Below are 17,994 nucleotides of genomic sequence, written 5' to 3'. Positions count from 1 at the left end.
CCCAATGAGAACAAGAGGTTGTATCAATGGGAGTCCTGCAAGTTTAAGGAAACCTACAGCAAGTAAAGTTGACAAAAAGATGATGTATATAAATTTAAATAGTTTCATTTCTTAGATTCCTTTTAAATTAAACGCCTCATATAAATTAACTTCGGAGTTGTTTGTAATGATCTATTTTAAATAATAACCAATGGTTGTTTGGATTTTTAATGTTTATTTCATTATCGTTCGGGTCGGTTATTGGTAATATACATCTAACAATCAGTAATACATTTAAAGCAATACATTAATACCAACTCAATAATAATACCTTAATGCATATATACTAAGGTGTATGCTAATGCACGTGTATATATTAGTTAAGAATAAGTTCAATGAGGATAGGTATGGAAAATATTAATTACCCTATATTTACTCAATACGTACATAACAAGGATTACTTGTTATCAATACAGAAGGTATTTAATAAAGCATTAGCGAATCATAGTGCTCGTATTTTAGTGTTTCGAGTGGATTTACGTTTGCCGTCAACCTGTTCTATTGATGGTTATGCTCTTTATGATTTGAATCCAATGACGTTATTTATAGAGTCATTACGCAGTCAAATTGAAGCTGAACGGAAACGTAAGCAACGTTACGGTCAAAAGGTACACGCATGTCCAGTGCGTTACATTTGGGCAAGAGAGCGTAAGAGTGCTGAGAAAGATCATTATCACGTAATGATTATTGTCAGTAATGAGTACTACAGTGGCTTGGGTGATTATACGAGGCTTAATCCTGAGCACTTGAGCGGTAAAGTCTACACGGCTTGGGCAAGAGCCATGCAGAACATGGAGAGGAGGTTATTTCTATTGTCATTGTCCGATGACATGGAAAATTACATGCCGCTGGTGGAGTTTCCAGATAAGTCGGGATACGTGATCAGGCGTAATCAACTGGGTTGGCAAGAGAAGTTATTCGATGCCTATGGGAGGGCCACTTACTTAGCCAAGCTTGACACAAAGCATTATGGCGAAGGACATCGTTGTTTTGGAACAAGTAGTAATTAAAAGGGGGTTATTTTTAACAACTGCGTATCACACGCACACATTTTTATTTCGGTCGACTGTGTTTATTCAAGACTGTCAGCCTTAGTGCTCGGTGAAAGGTAAATTGTATTTCCTTTAAGCACAGCCGTTCATAAACTAGGAATAGGGTTCTGGTAATTGAACAGCAGAACCCCGTCTTTACTAAAAAATATTACTTAACGTTAATCGTGCTCCCAATAAGCAATAGGTTAGGGTTAGAAAGTTGTGGGTTAAGCTGTGTTAATGCATCCACTCCCATACGGTGCTCTTTAGCAATGCTATATAATGTATCGTTTTCTTTTACGACATAGCGCATACTCTTCTGCTCTTTCTCTTTTGCTTGGTCTGTCAGAAGTTTATTGGTTTGCTGGTTCGCCATTTGAATAGCGCGCTCTTGCTTTTGCGTCTTTTGCTCAACTTTTTCGATTTGAGATTCGAGTTGAGTAATTTGTTGCTGTTGTTTTTCTTGTGCTGCGATTAAATCATCATTAGACGCACAGCCACTCATTGCAAGTGCTGATAACGTTGTTATTGATAAAGCGATAGACTTTAAGTTCATACGGTAACCTTGGTTATTTAATTGAATGCTTATTATCTAAAAGCCATTGAAGTTTTGGATGATTAGCTATCCTCCAAGCTCTAAAATCAGTGAGGATGTTTGACCACGTAATGTTTAACATTGAGCTGTAGATTATCCCCTGATTTTACTTTCTCTAATACTGGATGGTATCCGAGCGCTTAGTTATTAACTAATGACGCTGTATGCACAAGTGGAGTCGTTGATAGGCTTTGTTGCGTAATTCAATGGAACTAAATCAAGAACCTACGATCTGATCAGCTACCTCCCCCCTCTCTCGTAGCCCTATGCCTAAGCCTCGTTACAAAACAACCAACTGGAAGCAATACAACCAATCACTCATTAACCGTGGCTCTCTGACCTTTTGGATTGATGAAGAAGCAATAAGCGGGTGGGCGCAAAGTAAACAGAATAAGCGCGGGAGGCCGCGTCGGTTCAGTGATTTAGCTATCACGACAGCACTCATGGTGAAACGAGTTTTTTCTATGCCATTGAGAGCGCTTCAAGGATTTATCGACTCGATATTTAGGTTAGCCCATGTACCGTTAAGTTGTCCGCATTACACCTGCATCAGTCGTAGAGCCAAGCAAGTTGAGGTTTCATTTAAGACTAAAACGAGAGGAGCGATACAACACCTAGCCATTGATTCAACTGGCCTTAAGGTTTATGGCGAAGGTGAATGGAAAGTCAAAAAACACGGGACGGATGGCAAGCGTAGAGTCTGGAGAAAGCTTCATATTGCCGTCGATACCAACACTCATGAGATCATTGCCGCCGAGCTAAGTTTATCGACGGTTACAGATGGAGAAGTATTCCCTAACTTACTGAAACAAACACGCCGAAGTATCCTTGAGGTGTCTGGTGATGGCGCTTACGACACGAGAGCGTGTCACGCTGCTATTAAGATTAAGGGAGCCATTGCGCTTATTCCCCCAAGAGAAGGGGCAGCCTTCTGGGAGCGTGGTCACCCTCGAAATCTCGCCGTGGGTTGCCAGAAATTATACGGCTCAAATAAGTATTGGAAAGAGCGGTATGGATACCACAAACGTTCACTCTCAGAAACAGCAATGTATCGAGTTAAACAGTTGCTAGGAGGGCAACTGAGCTTAAGAAATTACAATGCACAGGTGGGTGAAACTTACGCGATGATAAAAGCGTTGAACAAGCTTACTGGGTTAGGTATGCCTGAAACTTGTCGTATTGACTAAGGAATACGCGAAACGGGGTGGCTCTATCTCTAAATTTAATTACGCAACAAAGCCTCGTTGATATGAGAGTAAATGTTGGAATTGATGTGAGTAAAGATTCTTTAGATTTCTGTTTATTACTAAATCAAACCAAGAGCGGTCGAAAATTTCGGTGTTTTAAAAATCGGAAAGTCGATTATTCAATAATCAATGATTGGTTGTTAAGGCAAGCTAGATGCCAACCCAACGAAATCGTCATTACGATGGAATCTACAGGCGTTTATCATGAAGCCATCGCTTTATATTTACACACGTCAGGTTTTCAAATCATCATTTCAAACCCAGGTAAAGCGAAGAAATTCTCTCAATCGCTAGGGTTAATTCATAAAACTGATAAATCAGACTCATATATGCTTGCAAGATACGGTGATGCACAATATGAGCATACTTCTTTGTGGAAACCAGATGCCGAGAACATAAGGTCAATCAAAGCGTTAGTTCGTAGGCTGTCAGCGTTGGAAAAAGATCGTTTGAGAGAAAGCAACCGACTTGAAGCTTGCACAATCAGTGCTTCTCATGAGCGAGTTCTGTTATCAATTAAACGAATTGTCCACATTTTAGATGATGAAATTAAGGACATTGAACGTGAAATTGATGTCATCATTTCGGCTTGTCCCGTCATGAGTAAAAATCATGATTTACTTATGAGTGTTGTAGGTATCGGAAAGGTAATGTCGAGAGAGCTGGTGTATTTATTTTCAGCTAAGAGCTTCTCAACAGCCAAGCAAGCGGCTGCATTTGTAGGTCTTACGCCAAGGCTTAATGAGTCTGGCTCATTTAAAGGTAGAACCACATTGAGTAAAATTGGACCATCTCGAATTCGGTCAAAAATATTTTTGGCCGCAGTTAGCGCTGGCAAATACAATCCCGATATCAAAGCACAAAAAAAGCGGCTATTAGCCGCTGGTAAAACAAAAATGCAAGCGTTAGGTGCAGCTATGAGAAAGCTAATTCAAATATGTTTTGGCGTTATAAAAAATCAGACAAGATATCAGTCTGAATTAACCTTAAATTAAGTTTGTGGTCGTTTCTGAGAGATGGTATCTACACCTCCAGCCAATGTTAATTTCAGGAAGAAAGTTCGAATATTGTATAGTCGTTATGTATAGATTTAAAAATGCTTACAAGGTAAGCTCTATTCATCTATTCATCTATTCATCTATTCAATTCTGGATTTTCTTTCGCTGCTTTGTCTCTCCTCTTTTTTGATGATGATAATTTATCCTCTCAAACCGACATAAATGATACAGGCAGATTTTCAACACAAGGAGTATTATACAATGACGATTCGCCGATTCATTCTTGCTACCGCTTTTGGACTACTACTGGTAGGTTGCAGTCAAACCTCCGCTATCACAAATACCGAGACTATTCCACCTGAGTATCCCGTTGACTACTTCTTTCGAAATTCAGAAGTATCTAACTACCAGATATCTCCAGCTGGTGAGTACATCTCAATGATGAAACCATGGCAAGACCGCCGCAACGTGTTTGTTCATCCGATAGGAAAACCAGAAGACATTAAACGCATTACTTCAGTTTCCACACGTGATATAGATAACTACTATTGGGTTGGTGATGACACAATTATTTACTCACGCGATACTAGTGGTGATGAAAATTTCTATCTTGTGGCCGTCAATGTCAAAACAGGCAAAGAACAAGCCATCACACCTACATCAGGGGTAAAGGCTTACGTACTCGATCCACTAGATAACCAACCTGATGATATCCTTATATCAACCAATGAACGTAATTCACAAATATTTGATGTTTATCGTCATAATTTGAAAACCGGCAAAAATACACTTGTTGCACAAAATCCGGGCAACGTACGTTATTGGGGAACTGACCATAAAGGGAATATTCGTGTAATTTTAACCTCAGACGGCGTCAATACCACCGTTCTGTATCGGAATACAGTGAACGAAGAGTTTCATCCTTTAAAAAAACTAACTTTTAAGGATCAATTTTCACCAATCTCGTTCACACCAGATAATAAGAATCTGTATGTTGCGTCTCGGATCACCCGCGATAAATCTGCTATTGTTGAGTACGACGTGAAAGCCAACAAAGAGGTTCGTGAGATATTCACTCACCCAAAGGTCGACGTGACCAATGCAAGTTACTCAAATGCCCTCAATAAGTTGACAACTATCTCGTATGTAACCGATAAGCTTCATTACCACTTCCTTGATAAAGGTTACGAAAAAACATTTAACCGTCTACAAGAAAAGTTACCAGGAGTAGAAATAGCAGTCAGCAACATGACCCGTGACGAACGTAAGATGATTGTTGTTACATACAGTGACGTTGATCGTCCAAACTATTATTATTACGATCGTGATAGAGACATACTAGAAAAATTGGCAGAAAATGCTCCATGGCACAAGCCAGAAGATATGGCGAAGATGAAACCTATTTCTTACACCGCTCGTGATGGCGAAACCATTCATGGTTATTTAACACTACCAAAAGGTCGTGAAGCAAAAAACTTACCTTTAATTGTATTGCCACACGGTGGTCCGTGGGAGCGTGATAATTGGGGATTCCAACCTGAAGTACAACTATTTGCTAACCGTGGTATTGCCGTACTACAAATGAACTTTCGAGGGTCAACTGGCTATGGACGTGAATTCTGGGAGAAGTCATTCAAGCAATGGGGGCAGTCGATGCAAGACGACATTACTGACGGAGTAAAATGGGCGATTAACCAAGGTTATGCCAAGGATGGCGACGTGTGCATTTACGGAGCATCATATGGTGGATATGCAGCATTGGCAGGCGTGACATTTACTCCTGATCTGTACAAATGTGGTATTGACTACGTTGGTATTTCCAACCTAATGACCTTCATGAATTCTATTCCATCGTACTGGATACCAATCCTAGCTATGCTGCATGAACAAGTGGGTAACCCAAATGACCCTGAAGATGCAGAAATGATGAAAGCTTACTCTCCAGTGTTTCATGTGGATCAAATTAAAGCACCATTGTTAGTCCTACAAGGTGCCCAGGACCCACGTGTAGTAAAAAGTGAATCAGACCAGATCGTCAAAGCATTACGTGATCGTGGCGTTAATGTGAAATACATAGTAAAAGAAAACGAAGGACATGGTTTTCGCTCTCTAGAAAACCGTCTTGATGGTTATCAAGCAATGGATCGCTTCCTAAAAACGCACTTACTAGAACAAACTCAATAGACTGTTCAACAATTCTACCTGAGACACGTAGGAGCCCTTTTCAAGAACCTGACAAGAAGTTAACTGAACAATCTTCTTGAAGAGGCTCCCAACTATCATTGAAACATAGTGGTGAAAGGAGCTTTGCTTCCTAATTCAGATCGGAGATAACGGTACTTAATTCTAAAACAAAATATTGGGTTTTAGGTATACTGTAAGCTGGCGGTAAACACCCTACTGCAATAAGATACGGAAGGTGATTAGCCTTCCGTATCTTTCTTACTTAACGGCTTTTAACCCTTTGATGTTCCATGGCATCAATGCTTCTAAGTTATCTGGTTCGACCGCCAGTCGCTTAAAGCAATGGGTCAAATACTCTGCCAGTACTAAGACTAAGCCATTCGCTTTAGCTATCTCAACTAAAGCTATATAAGATGCAGCTGCTACGGGCACCACGCTCACTTTTAGTAAATAACCACGCTTTCCGTCCAACCACAAACTGGTAAGACCCCAGAACTCTACACACTTTCAAGTTTCTGATAATACTGTCTTTCATACTCATTCGGTGACAGCCCACCATTAGTACCATGATTCCGTTTTGGATTGTAGAAGCACTCGATATATTCAAATATCTCAGAGCGGGCTTCATCACGGGTTTTGTAAATTCTTCGCTTTACTCTATCTTTCTTGAGCAGCGAGAAAAAACTCTCAGCAACGGCGTTGTCGTGACAGTTTCCCTTTCGACTCATGCTAATTTCCATATTGTGCTCTTTTAGGAAACTGCGCCAGTCGCTCTAGGTATATTGCACGCCTTGATCTGAGTGAACGAGTACCTGTTCACTTGGTCGTCTACGCCAAATCACCATCAACAAGGCATCAATAACAAGATCAGTTTTTGGGCTACTTTTCATCGTCCACCCGACGACTTTTCTGGAGAATAAATCAATAACAACGGTAAAGTAAGCCAACCCTCGTAAGTCAGTATATAAGTAAAGTCGGTTACCCAACGTAGGTCTGGTTTATCGACCATAAATTCTCGTTCCAGAAGGTTTGGAGCAGCCAAGTCAACTTTCCCAGAATAAAATCCCTTATGCCTCTTATAGCCACGAATAGCTTTAATATTGGCGGATTTCATCAGTCTGTATACTCGGTTTTTACCACAGATTTCTCCATCACTTTTCAGATCGATTGTGATATTTCGATAGCCGTAGACGCATCCACTTTCTAGACAAAATTGTTTTATTTTGCCAAGTAAGCGTTGGTCTTCTTTGGCTCGAGCACTGAGTGGCTGACGACGCCACGCGTAAAACCCACTACGCTCAATGCCTAGAGCACAGCAAACAACTTTAACTGGATAGCGTTGGAGCCGTTCAATTATGAACGTGTACTTTTCTTTGACTCCCCTGCAAAGTACACCGCGGCTTCCTTTAGAATGTCCCTCTCCATAGTAACACGCTTAAGTTCGGCTTTCAGTTTGCGTAACTCAGCACTTTGGTCATCTTCATACTTGCACTGTTTATCTGGTTTATCGTATTTCTTAACCCAATCGCACAGAGATTTGTAACTTATGCCAAGTCGCTCTGCTGTAGAACTGAGTGTGTGACCTTGTTTAGTCACCTGTTCAACGGCCTGGATTTTAAATTCTTCTGGATAGCGTTTTCCGCTCATGATGACACCTCATAGTTTGTTCAATTATATAACTATTTAGTGTGTAGGGAATCAGGGGCTTACCAATAAAGAAGGCATGCCATTCATATATGGATTCTTTTTCACGGTGTAGATTGCTATCACCAAGCAATTGGTCGATACGTTTGATGGCATGTTTCACAGTGGTATCAGTGTCGAGAGCTCATCCAATTTTGGTAAGTGTGAGGTCAGAGCCATCAAGTACCGTTTTGGTTGCAACCATCAGATATTTAAGTCATTTTTTGTGAATTTCAGGGTATTGATTCTCAATATTTTGCTGTAGCATTTGCACATCGTGCATCGTTAGAACTTCCTATTAAATCCATTTAATCAGGTGTGTTTTTGGCGAAACTCACTAGATAAGAATGAGCGATGTGCGTCTAATCATTGTTTTATATAGAAATTTATGAGGGGATTCGTAAGATAAAAGCCTATATGCCTATCTGGTCTGTACGACGAATGTGCAGCGTACTTGACGTCTATCCAAGTGGCTTTTACGCATGATTGAAGCATCTAGCATTAGACGCTCTATCTGATGGAGATATGGCGGCGTTCTTCGATAAAAAAACACTCACATTCAGATCAGGATGCCCAATATACAAGCCATGACATTGCGAATCAAAGACATGTTTCCAATAATCAACTGTCGCCTGTAGAATATGAAAAGCAATATAAAAAAGTTACATTCTCGTCAGTTCATGCTCGCTCATCCTTGGTAGACGCCATAACTACATGAGTTGTAATCATGGTTACGTGAGGTAGCATTCCAAGGGTGTCAGAATGGAATGCTTTGTAGCTTTTTAAATCTGTAGTTTCTACACGTAATAAGTATTCAAATCTCCCCGTTACGTTATGACATTCCACAACTTCGTGTGATAGATAAATAGCATCTTCAAAACTTTTCTGTGCTTTACTTGTATGTGTAGAAAGACCAACTGTAACGTATGCAACAAAACCACGACCAAGTCTTTTGGAGTCAAGTATACACGATAGCCTTTAATGATCCCTTTACTCTCTAACTCTTGGACACGGCGTAAGCATGCAGATGCAGACAGACCTATCTTTTGTGCAAACTGTGCATTTGTGACTCTTCCATTTACACTCAATTATTGCAAGATTCTTTCGTTATATCTATCCATACATCACTTTTATTGCGTAATTTATTCAATCATTACAATATATGCAAGAATATTTCGTGTAAAGCCATCTATAATATATCTAATATCCATATGAACAATCTATCACCAATAAGGTAAAGCAATGAATAATCTACCAAATGAAACGAAAAAACGATTTGTTGCGATTCTGGATAAAAAAATGGATGTCGGGCGTACTGTTAATGTGCTCGGTCACCTTAGTGTTGGCTTATCGCACTTACTGGCATCAGATGATGCGATCTATGTTGACTATGAGGATCAGGACAACAACCTACACCGTTGTATATCTCATTACCCATTTATTGTTTTGAAAGCTAACAACTCCAATAAAATTAGGAAGGTAAGAGAAGAAGCGATTACCCAAGGAATCAAATTTACAGTTTTTACTAATACCATGATTGTAGGTGGTTCATTAGTACAACAGTCTAAGACAAAGGAAACGCCAGAATTAGAACTGAATTACTTAGGAATATGTCTATTTGGTGAAACAGAAGTAATTCGAGAGATGACAAAGAAATTTAGTTTATACAAATAAGTTAACTATTGCGGTGTGATCGGGCTTTGATCCACACCAAAAGTTTTGGACACTGAGTTAAGTGAGTACAATCACTAACGAGGTGAACAATGACAACTAAGAAAACACGAATCAAACATGCTCCTGAATTTAAAGCTGAAGCACTTAAGTTAGCAGAGAAAGTGGGGGTCGCTGCGGCTGCACGGCAGCTATCGTTATATGAATCCCAGAGCTATGGATGGCGTAAAGCCGTCAAAAAAGACGCGAAAGTCAGTGATAGAGAAAGAGAGCTCGCCACCGAAAATGCCAAACTCAAACGATTATTGGCAGAGCAAGCTGAAGAGCTAGATATCGTAAAAAAGGCCGCCACCTACTTCGCGAAAAATCTAAAGTAGATTGCTATGAGTTTATGCTCAAACACCTTATGCAATATAGGATTGTCCGTATGGCTAAGGTGTTTGGGGTTTCTCGAAGTGGGTTTTATTACTGGATTGATAATCGCAATAAAGTCACTCAACGAAACGAGCACCGCAAGCAACTTGATATCAAAGTTCGCGAAGTCTTTGATGATAAAAAGGAACGTGATGGTGCAAGGCGTATTCAAAAAGAACTTGAAGAAAATGGTAATAAGCACGATGTAAAAACCATCGCCGCGAGCATGAAGCGTCAGGGACTCGTTGCGAAGGCCGCCCGTAAGTTCAAAAGCACGACAGACAGTAAGCATAGGCTTCCCGTTGCCCCGAACTTGCTTGACCAAGACTTTAATGCGACAGCCCCAAATCAAAAATGGGCTGGAGATATCACCTATCTCGCGACTAGCGAAGGCTGGATGTATTTAGCTGTTATTATCGACCTGTATTCACGGCAAGTCGTTGGTTGGTCAATGAGTACAAGAATGACCGCAACTCTTGTCTGTGATGCGCTATCAATGGCTTTGTTCCGCAGAGGCATGCCAGAAGGAATGATTATCCATAGTGATAGAGGCAGCCAATATTGCTCAAAAGACTACCGAGACTTAATCGCAGCTCATAATTTAAAACAAAGTATGAGTAGGAAGGGAAATTGCTGGGATAACGCCTGTGTTGAAAGCTTTTTCCACACAATGAAAGTAGAAGCCATCCAATACGAGCCGATAATGACGCGAGAAGAGATGCGCCAAGCGCTTTTTGAATATATCGAAGTTGATTATAATCGAACAAGAAGGCACAGTGCTCTTGGGTATCTAAGCCCAGTTAACTTTGAAAAACAATATGTCGCTTAATGCGGTGTCCAGTCTGACTGGAGCAGATCAGTATCTGCTGATGGAGCATATGACACAAAAAGTTGCCATGAGACTCTGAAAAATAAGGGCTGTACTCCGTTGATACCACCTCGAAAGAATGCAGCTCTTTGGGAAGATGGGCATCCCAGAAATGAAGCTGTAGAAGCTCTTAAAAACGGAACAATAACGGAGTGGAAATCTGAGTCTGGTTACCACAATCGCTCAATATCTGAGACCGCAATGTCTCGATATAAAGGATTAACCAGCGGTAAATTGAGCTTGAGATGTTACAACGCCCAAGTGGGAGAAATCATGGCGAATGTCAAAGCTATAAACAAAGTCATAGGACTAGGTATGCCTGTTAGAAGCTAACGATTAGTCAAATATGGCGTTGTTGAACCTCAAGCTGATTTGATCAACAACGAATGACATGGATTCCCCCTACCGAGGATATGCCACACTTATGTGGTACTTAATTGCACCGGAGGCACTATGTCTGATTATTCTTATTTCTGCGGTATCGACCTAGCTAAAAACCACTTCAGTCTTCATGCCGTAGACCAAAATGGTAAGGTCATACTTCATAAGTCGGTAACTCGCTCTAAACTACTGACTACAATAGCAAATATGCCACTCATGCGTATAGGCGTTGAAGCGTGTGGTGGTGCACATTATTGGGCAAGAACACTCAATAAACTTGGGCACGACGCCCGCATTATGGCCGTTAAATACGTAATTCCTTATCGAACTAAAGGAAAAAACGACCTTAATGATGCTGTTGCCATATGCGAAGCTGTTCAGCGTCCATCAACTCGCTTTGTACCCGTAAAATCCCCCGAGCAACAAGCCATCTTATCGGTACATAGAATGAGAGAGCATTGGGTTCGTGAACGCACCGCCCTTATGAATCGCATGCGCGCCCTACTCTCTGAGTTCGGGTTAATCATTCCTGTTGGCCGCTCTTCATTAATGAAACACGTTCCCTTAATCCTTGAAGATGCAGAAAATGAACTGCCACATCTCGCAAGAACGGTGATTGCCGATGCTTATCACCACCTTGGAGAGTTGAATCAACGTATCGCCGATACTGAACAAGTCTTCGAGTCTTTTGCTAAGGTCAGCGCTAATGTTCAACGAGTGATGAAGGTTCGTGGCATTGGACCGCAAACCGCTACTGCGATACTTGCTTCGATAGGCAATGGTTCTCAATTTGATAAAAGCCGTGATTTCTCTGCTTGGCTAGGACTCGTACCAAAGCAATATTCGACGGGAGGAAAGCCTCGCTTAGGTCGGATAACCAAACACGGCGACAAATACTTGCGAACACTATTAGTTCACGGGGCAAGGACAGTCATTGCTAACCTTGGCGACAAGCAAGATAAGCTAAGTCAGTGGTGTCGAGGCGTTCTAGAACGAAGAGGAATGAACCGAGCGATAGTGGCACTTGCCGCGAAGAACGCACGAATTATATGGTCGCTTTTACACAATCAAACCGAATATGAAAACTATGCTGCTTAAGTAGAAACTTAAGCAGCATAAAGAGTTAAAACCACCGGGTCATTGCAGACGCTAATGATGGAGATAGGTTAAGACCACTTGCGGAGAGCCTGTTAATGCGGCGGACACACTAGATGTCATCTAACGAATAAGGCACCGCAGTCGCGCAAGTCATCAGGGCCACGACGTATGCGAATCGTCGATAAGTAGGCCGAATGTAGAGCGGCAGTCCAAAACCCATCAACATAAGTTTAGCGGATGTTTGACAACCGGGGGAATCCATGTAGCCGTATAAATGATCAATCAAAAGCCTTAAAAGTGAAATCGAGAGCTAAAATCTCAGTTATAAACCGCTAATGATGAACTTTACCCAAAATAGTACAATATTTACATTAAATAACTTACCAGACTATAATTCACCATTCTGATTGTAAAGTTTAATCAGGATAGTATCGGAGAAAGTCCATACGATGGTGTAAAAATTAACACCAATGCAATCATAATAAAAAACAACCCTGCGAAACATTTAATAAATATTGGGATTATAATGTTTACTTGGAAGGAAAAGTTCGAATAGATTTGAATAATTTTTCTTCCTGACACAGTTAAAAATGCTACCGTTGATGTTGTAATAGCAGTACCGATCGACATCAAAAAAGTACCAATGACACCGACCCAAAAAACATGTGTCAAATGAGCAAAAAACAGGACTAGAATTGCGCCAGAGCAAGGTCTCAATCCAATACTCAGCACAATCATAAAATACTCTTTAAAGTTAGATGCTGATGAGAGTTCCTCAGGATCTGGTGAATGATTATGACCACAACTACATTGACCATTAGCTTGGGTTATATGCTTAGTTGAGTGCGCTATATAAAATAATTTAATCGCTTTATACATTAACTGCAAACCTAAAACACCGACAACACAACCACTATAAACAGCGAAATCACTCACGGTCGCATTTAATTTATGCATCGTTTTTTGCAACACAAAAAGAAAAGTCGATACTAAGACAATCGCAACAATCGCCTGCATAATTGCCGCACAGATTGTAATCAAAATACCCGCTTTAAGTTTCGTATTACTTGTTGCTAAATAAGTGCTCACAACAACCTTGCCATGCCCTGGCCCTAGTGCATGAAGAACACCATACAAAAAGCACACACCGACGATAACAAACTTTGAATGCATATCTCCAGAGTAAAACTGATCAGTTAAATAATCTAACGATACTTTCTGCCAATGAATGCTATTAACTAAAATTACTGGCCAAAAATGCCAAAGTGCTAAAATAGAGAGCGTTAAAACACTGGTGATCAAGAGTGTTGGTTTTACCACACTTTCTTTACGCTCTTCTACAGCTAATGGTTTTATATTATATATTTTCATAATATGCCCTAGACTTTATGATTGGCAGGTTAAATTAACTGTCTGTGTAAATATCTGACCTAATTGATAATCTGGATTTTCATCAATGGGTAACGTCATCGCTCGGTTAATTTGAGCTAGTGTAGGGTGCGGCTTAATCAGTTGCACATTGCAATGTGACTTTAAATTTTTGGTCAATTCAAATTCATGCTGTGAATTCCAAGTAATATCTACATAATAAGTTGGATCAAAAACCTGTATTTTTAATTTATTGTTATTAAACTGATAAGGTTTCTTTAGCATAATTATAAAATAAAGTGTTGCTTTACCTTTATCCGTTGTAAGTTTTCCGGTGTCGATTGGTTGAAATGATATGTTTTTCCCATTATCAGTTACATTGGTAAAATAATGAGATTTAATCATTTTTTCTAAAACAGAAATAGCAATCTTATTTAACGTCTGTTTTTGATGGGAAGGTGACATATCCTCCCCATCAAATAAATAAGCTGTTGTCATTCGGTCAAAAGTCCACTGCATGTTAAAACCTGTGACCGTATGGTTGTTACCTAACACTTGTGTTTTCATATCAATCCATGAATGAGGGTGTGCCCAAGCTGAATACGACATAAAACTCATTAAAACGATCAAAATTTTCACATGCAAAATTTGTGTACATTTGACAGAACTTATCATTACTTATTCCATATTATTTTACTATTTCATACTATCAGTAATAATTGTGACATTATGCTTAAATGCTTTTGCATAGGTATTGGCAACATCTGTAGTAGACAGCGCTTCAGGGAACAAGCTTCCACCTTCTTTAGCATTTGTTGCGGCACCAATTTGTTTAACTAATCGAGGATCGGTTTGATCTTCCATGAAGTAGGTATTTACACTTTTAGCTTTAATTTGATTAATTAAGCTGGCTACTTTTTGAGTACTTGCCTCAGACTCTGTAGAGTAGCCTTGTGGCGCTAAGAATTCAACGCCATACTCTGCACCAAAGTAACCAAAGGCATCATGACTAGTTAACACTCTACGCTTTTCTTTTGGAATTGCATTAAATGTATCCTTCGCCCAGTTATCTAACTTAGTCAACTTCGCAATATAGTTTTGACCATGTTCTTTAAAGTAAGTTGCATCCTGTGGGTCAGCGGCAATTAATGCGTTCATAATATTAGTTGCATAAATGATGCCATTTGCCATACTATTCCAAGCATGTGGATCGACAATTGTTTTACCATCATCAATCATACTACGAGTCTGGATTCCGTTTGACGCAGTGATCACTTGTCCCTTATACCCTGATGCTTTTACAAGACGCTCAATCCACCCTTCTAACCCAAGGCCACTAATAAATACAACATCAGCTTTATTTAGTGTCACACTGTCTTTTGGTGTTGGTGAAAAAACATGTGGATCGCTATCTGGGCCAATCAATGAGAGCACTTGTACATGTTCTCCACCCACTTCTTGAACTATATCACCTAATACAGAAAAACTTGTCACTGTATTTACAGTCTTTGCCATTACAGAGGTGCTGCAAACTAAGGCTAATACCACGCTTGGATATTTAAGTGCTTTTGTAACTTTCATCATTGATTCTCTCTCGTTGATTATGATTGTCTTAATATGCCTTTTTTATTTCCGGATAGAATAGATACAATAAAAAAAACGGTTGCTGATAAAATAATGGCAGGACCTGCAGGTATTGATTGATACCAAGACCATGTTAAACCAATTAATGAGCTTAAAATTCCGATAATAACGGATAAGATCATCATGTTTATTAATCTATCGGTCCAACACCGTGCAGAGATAGCCGGTAACATCATTAAACCTACCGACATTAATGTGCCTAAAACTTGGAATCCAGCGATTAAGTTTAAAACCACTAAACCCATAAATAAGCCATGAATATAAGTTGAATACCGAGGCGATCTAATTGTAAAAAAACTACTATTGAATGATTCATAAACAATAGGACGATATAACAAACCAATCACAAGTAATGTAATCGTAACAACACTACCAATAAAAATTAACGAGCCGTTATCTACTGCTAATAATGATCCAAATAATAAATGCAGTAAGTCAATACTGTTTTTCCGGTAAGACACTAATATAACGCCAAGCGCTAAGGAACCTAAGTACAGAGCGGCAAACGTAGAATCTTCATTTAACCGAGATTTACGACTAATCACTCCGGATAATAAGGTCACAAACAGACCAGCTATAAATCCACCAATTCCCATGAATAACAATGACATACCTGAAAATAAATACCCAATGGCTACACCTGGTAATACCGCATGGGATAAAGCATCCCCAACTAAGCTCATTCTTCTTAATAGCAAAAAGATACCAAGAGGAGGCAAACTTAATGAAAGAGCTATACACGCAAAGATAGAGCGGCGCATAAATCCAAATTGGACATAAGCATCAAAAATATGAATAGACATGGTTATTTCACTATTTTTCAACAGTTGGCATTATTTTACTAAATTCCACATGTTGATGGTTGTCTTGACGTTTAAACTTAATAAGTTGCGTAAAATTATTACTGACAATATGACTATCGTGTAGTACCGCAATGATAGTCTTACCTTGTTTATGCAATTTCATTATTAATGCTAACAATAATTGTTGGGTTTGCTCATCAATCGCGGCAAAAGGTTCATCCATTAACATGACTGGCAAGTCTTGCACAAGCATACGTGCAAATAACATTCTTTGAAATTCGCCACCAGACAAAGAATTGATACTCACAGATGCAAGATGCGAGATGCCAACTTGCTCTAAAGCAGTAAACATGCGTTTTTTATCCGAAGATAACCAATCTATGATTCCTTTTCTTGGCCAGCATCCCATTGCCACCACTTCATAAACGTTGATGGGAAAATCACGATCAATATGTGAGCGTTGCGGTAACCAGGCCAAATTTTTATGCAAATCGATTGAACAGTTGATACTGCCTTCTATAGGAGCTAATAGACCACATAGTGTCTTTGAAAAGGTCGTTTTACCACTACCATTACAACCGACAATCGCTGTTAAACTGCCTTGTGTGATCTGACCACTAATCGCGCAACACAGCGGGTTATTTTGGTAACCAATCACTAAATCTTGAAGAGTAATCATGCTAACGAGATGGCCCAAGTGATACCCAACCAAAGCAAGATAATTAAAGGAGACAGCAGTCCGATACGGACCGAGCCAGACATTGATAATACGTTTCTATCTACCTTAATCATTATTACCACACTCCATATTAATAAAACCTTAAGCACTTTTGTTATGTTATAACATTATATATAATTTTGAAGTTTTACCAGCTTGCTATGTCATGAAAATGTCAATAATACATAAAATCCACTCCTGAGAGAGGCGGATTGATCGCCTCTCTTTTGTTTATCCTGGTATCGCCACCTCCCCTAATGGCACGTATCGCGCCTTGTTTTCTGTTCGATAAAAGCTGATTTTCTTTACCTTCCAGCCGTAACGCAGATACTTGGTGTCGGTCAGATAGTAGCCCTCTCCCATTGAAAACCGCTCTCGATGCTCCACACTTTTTTCTTTGTCATTAAGAAAAACCGTCTCTGGGTGATTCAGACTCGCTTTACGCATTTCCGAAAACAGATGTCGATTGTGCTTCGACCATGCCAGTATGATGGTCTTCAAAGTTTTGGTATGAAACTCGCCTGCATACGGCTCACTGATTTCAGCGTCATAGTCGGTGAGAGTGGCAACAATCACGCCCTTAGCACATATCGGTACTTCCAAAGTTTCTTGAAACGCCTCCTCTGCTTGTTGGTGCTCGCGCCATGCTTTTTCCCGCTCCTTTTGTTTGGCTTCTTCTTTCGCCGTCTCCTCAGCTTTGGTTTGCGCTTCGACCTGTTTAATCTGCATACGACCTAAGTCAACGAGCGTGTAGTCCAGTGCGTACGTCCTAATGAATCGGCTGAGCTGCTGGTGGTGCTTGTCATGCAGCCATCGCTTATCTGCTTCATCTTTGTGTACATGATAGTAATTGAGCGTACTTAAACAGTGCTCCGCAAATCCTTGGTCATTACCCCCACAGCCTAAATCTAAGCGACATTCGTGCTGGTGGTCATTATCAAAGGTGACCGTCACTTTGGTTTTATCGTACCCGCCTAATGGATTGGTCTTTGCCACTTCTAACGCTTTAGCTTCAAAATCTGCAAAATCATACTCGGTGTCAGAATCAAAGGCTCTGGATTCTGACCAATGAACGAATACCGAAAGCGGTTTGATTTTACTTTCCTCTGGCGTGAGTAATGAACCGGATGGATTGCTGGATGAGCCATTGTGACTCTCTTGTGTTGTGATTGGCATTAGGGTGTCCTGTTGATGAATCAATAAAAAGGCCACCTTGAAAACAAGATGGCCTGTAGAGTGTTAACGGATGAGA

15 protein-coding genes and 4 pseudogenes are annotated in these 17,994 nt (G+C 40.1%); 9 read left to right on the top strand and 10 right to left on the bottom strand.

Annotated features, from left to right (window positions below):
- Positions 1-386: 386 nt before the first annotated feature.
- On the top strand, positions 387-1,049 hold the full coding sequence (locus tag OCU36_RS03265; RefSeq protein ID WP_261839025.1) for an inovirus Gp2 family protein: 663 nt from the start codon (positions 387-389) through the stop codon (positions 1,047-1,049).
- Positions 1,050-1,239: 190 nt separating this feature from the next.
- Here the strand turns inward: OCU36_RS03265 and OCU36_RS03260 are convergent, their stop codons facing one another.
- On the bottom strand, positions 1,240-1,626 hold the full coding sequence (locus tag OCU36_RS03260) for a LysM peptidoglycan-binding domain-containing protein (protein WP_261839024.1): 387 nt from the start codon (positions 1,624-1,626) through the stop codon (positions 1,240-1,242).
- A gap of 305 nt (positions 1,627-1,931) precedes the next feature.
- Between OCU36_RS03260 and OCU36_RS03255 the strand changes: the two genes are divergently transcribed.
- From OCU36_RS03255 to OCU36_RS03245, 3 genes are all read left to right on the top strand, one after another.
- Positions 1,932-2,852 (top strand): IS5 family transposase, encoded by a 921-nt coding sequence (locus OCU36_RS03255; protein ID WP_261839023.1) that lies wholly within the window; start codon positions 1,932-1,934, stop codon positions 2,850-2,852.
- Positions 2,853-2,938: 86 nt separating this feature from the next.
- Entirely contained in the window at positions 2,939-3,907 is a 969-nt protein-coding gene (locus OCU36_RS03250; protein WP_261839022.1) for an IS110 family RNA-guided transposase, read from the top strand.
- A 264-nt stretch (positions 3,908-4,171) separates the two neighbouring features.
- Positions 4,172-6,094, top strand: coding sequence for an alpha/beta hydrolase family protein (locus tag OCU36_RS03245; protein WP_261839021.1), 1,923 nt, complete (start codon positions 4,172-4,174; stop codon positions 6,092-6,094).
- A 258-nt stretch (positions 6,095-6,352) separates the two neighbouring features.
- On the opposite strand, the gene OCU36_RS03240 is transcribed toward OCU36_RS03245, so the two are convergent.
- Positions 6,353-6,526: a transposase domain-containing protein gene (locus OCU36_RS03240; protein WP_261839020.1), complete on the bottom strand. Its 174-nt coding sequence runs from the start codon at positions 6,524-6,526 to the stop codon at positions 6,353-6,355.
- Positions 6,527-6,591: 65 nt separating this feature from the next.
- A pseudogene (locus OCU36_RS03235) lies at positions 6,592-7,741 on the bottom strand (IS3 family transposase).
- A gap of 525 nt (positions 7,742-8,266) precedes the next feature.
- Between OCU36_RS03235 and OCU36_RS20150 the strand changes: the two are divergent.
- A pseudogene (locus OCU36_RS20150) lies at positions 8,267-8,495 on the top strand (hypothetical protein); the annotation flags it as partial.
- Here the strand turns inward: OCU36_RS20150 and OCU36_RS03230 are convergent.
- Positions 8,456-8,865: pseudogene (locus OCU36_RS03230) on the bottom strand (Lrp/AsnC family transcriptional regulator). The pseudogenes OCU36_RS20150 and OCU36_RS03230 sit on opposite strands and share 40 nt — an antisense overlap.
- A 154-nt stretch (positions 8,866-9,019) precedes the next feature.
- Here OCU36_RS03230 and OCU36_RS03225 point away from each other — a divergent pair.
- From OCU36_RS03225 to OCU36_RS03210, 4 genes and pseudogenes are all read left to right on the top strand, one after another.
- Positions 9,020-9,451, top strand: coding sequence for a DUF2000 domain-containing protein (locus tag OCU36_RS03225; protein WP_261839019.1), 432 nt, complete (start codon positions 9,020-9,022; stop codon positions 9,449-9,451).
- Between the two features lie 89 nt (positions 9,452-9,540).
- Positions 9,541-10,691 (top strand): IS3 family transposase gene (locus tag OCU36_RS03220; protein ID WP_261839018.1). Its coding sequence is split into 2 segments (ribosomal slippage): positions 9,541-9,784 and positions 9,784-10,691, totalling 1,152 coding nucleotides; the frame shifts between segments, so codons are not numbered across the junction.
- Positions 10,692-10,718: 27 nt separating this feature from the next.
- A pseudogene (locus tag OCU36_RS03215) lies at positions 10,719-11,063 on the top strand (transposase); the annotation flags it as partial.
- A 120-nt stretch (positions 11,064-11,183) separates the two neighbouring features.
- Positions 11,184-12,209 carry an IS110-like element ISVisp6 family transposase gene (locus OCU36_RS03210; protein ID WP_261839017.1) on the top strand — a complete coding sequence of 342 codons (1,026 nt, stop codon included), beginning with the start codon at positions 11,184-11,186 and terminating at the stop codon, positions 12,207-12,209.
- A 420-nt stretch (positions 12,210-12,629) separates the two neighbouring features.
- Here the strand turns inward: OCU36_RS03210 and OCU36_RS03205 are convergent, their stop codons facing one another.
- From OCU36_RS03205 to OCU36_RS03180, 6 genes are all read right to left on the bottom strand, one after another.
- Complete coding sequence (locus OCU36_RS03205) at positions 12,630-13,580, bottom strand: nickel/cobalt transporter (RefSeq protein WP_261839016.1); 951 nt, start codon at positions 13,578-13,580, stop codon at positions 12,630-12,632.
- A 15-nt stretch (positions 13,581-13,595) separates the two neighbouring features.
- Complete coding sequence (locus tag OCU36_RS03200; protein ID WP_261839015.1) at positions 13,596-14,252, bottom strand: DUF1007 family protein; 657 nt, start codon at positions 14,250-14,252, stop codon at positions 13,596-13,598.
- A 21-nt stretch (positions 14,253-14,273) separates the two neighbouring features.
- Positions 14,274-15,161, bottom strand: coding sequence for a metal ABC transporter solute-binding protein, Zn/Mn family (locus OCU36_RS03195; RefSeq protein WP_261839014.1), 888 nt, complete (start codon positions 15,159-15,161; stop codon positions 14,274-14,276).
- Positions 15,162-15,178: 17 nt separating this feature from the next.
- A complete protein-coding gene (locus OCU36_RS03190) occupies positions 15,179-16,024 on the bottom strand; it encodes a metal ABC transporter permease (protein WP_261839013.1) in 846 nt (281 codons plus the stop codon).
- Between the two features lie 10 nt (positions 16,025-16,034).
- Positions 16,035-16,703 (bottom strand): metal ABC transporter ATP-binding protein, encoded by a 669-nt coding sequence (locus OCU36_RS03185; protein ID WP_261839012.1) that lies wholly within the window; start codon positions 16,701-16,703, stop codon positions 16,035-16,037.
- A 270-nt stretch (positions 16,704-16,973) separates the two neighbouring features.
- A complete protein-coding gene (locus OCU36_RS03180) occupies positions 16,974-17,918 on the bottom strand; it encodes an LPD25 domain-containing protein (RefSeq protein ID WP_261839011.1) in 945 nt (314 codons plus the stop codon).
- Between the last annotated feature and the right edge of the window lie 76 nt (positions 17,919-17,994).

The organism is Vibrio artabrorum (genome assembly GCF_024347295.1).
Lineage (GTDB): Bacteria > Pseudomonadota > Gammaproteobacteria > Enterobacterales > Vibrionaceae > Vibrio > Vibrio artabrorum.
This window is presented reverse-complemented; position numbering and strand designations above follow the sequence as displayed.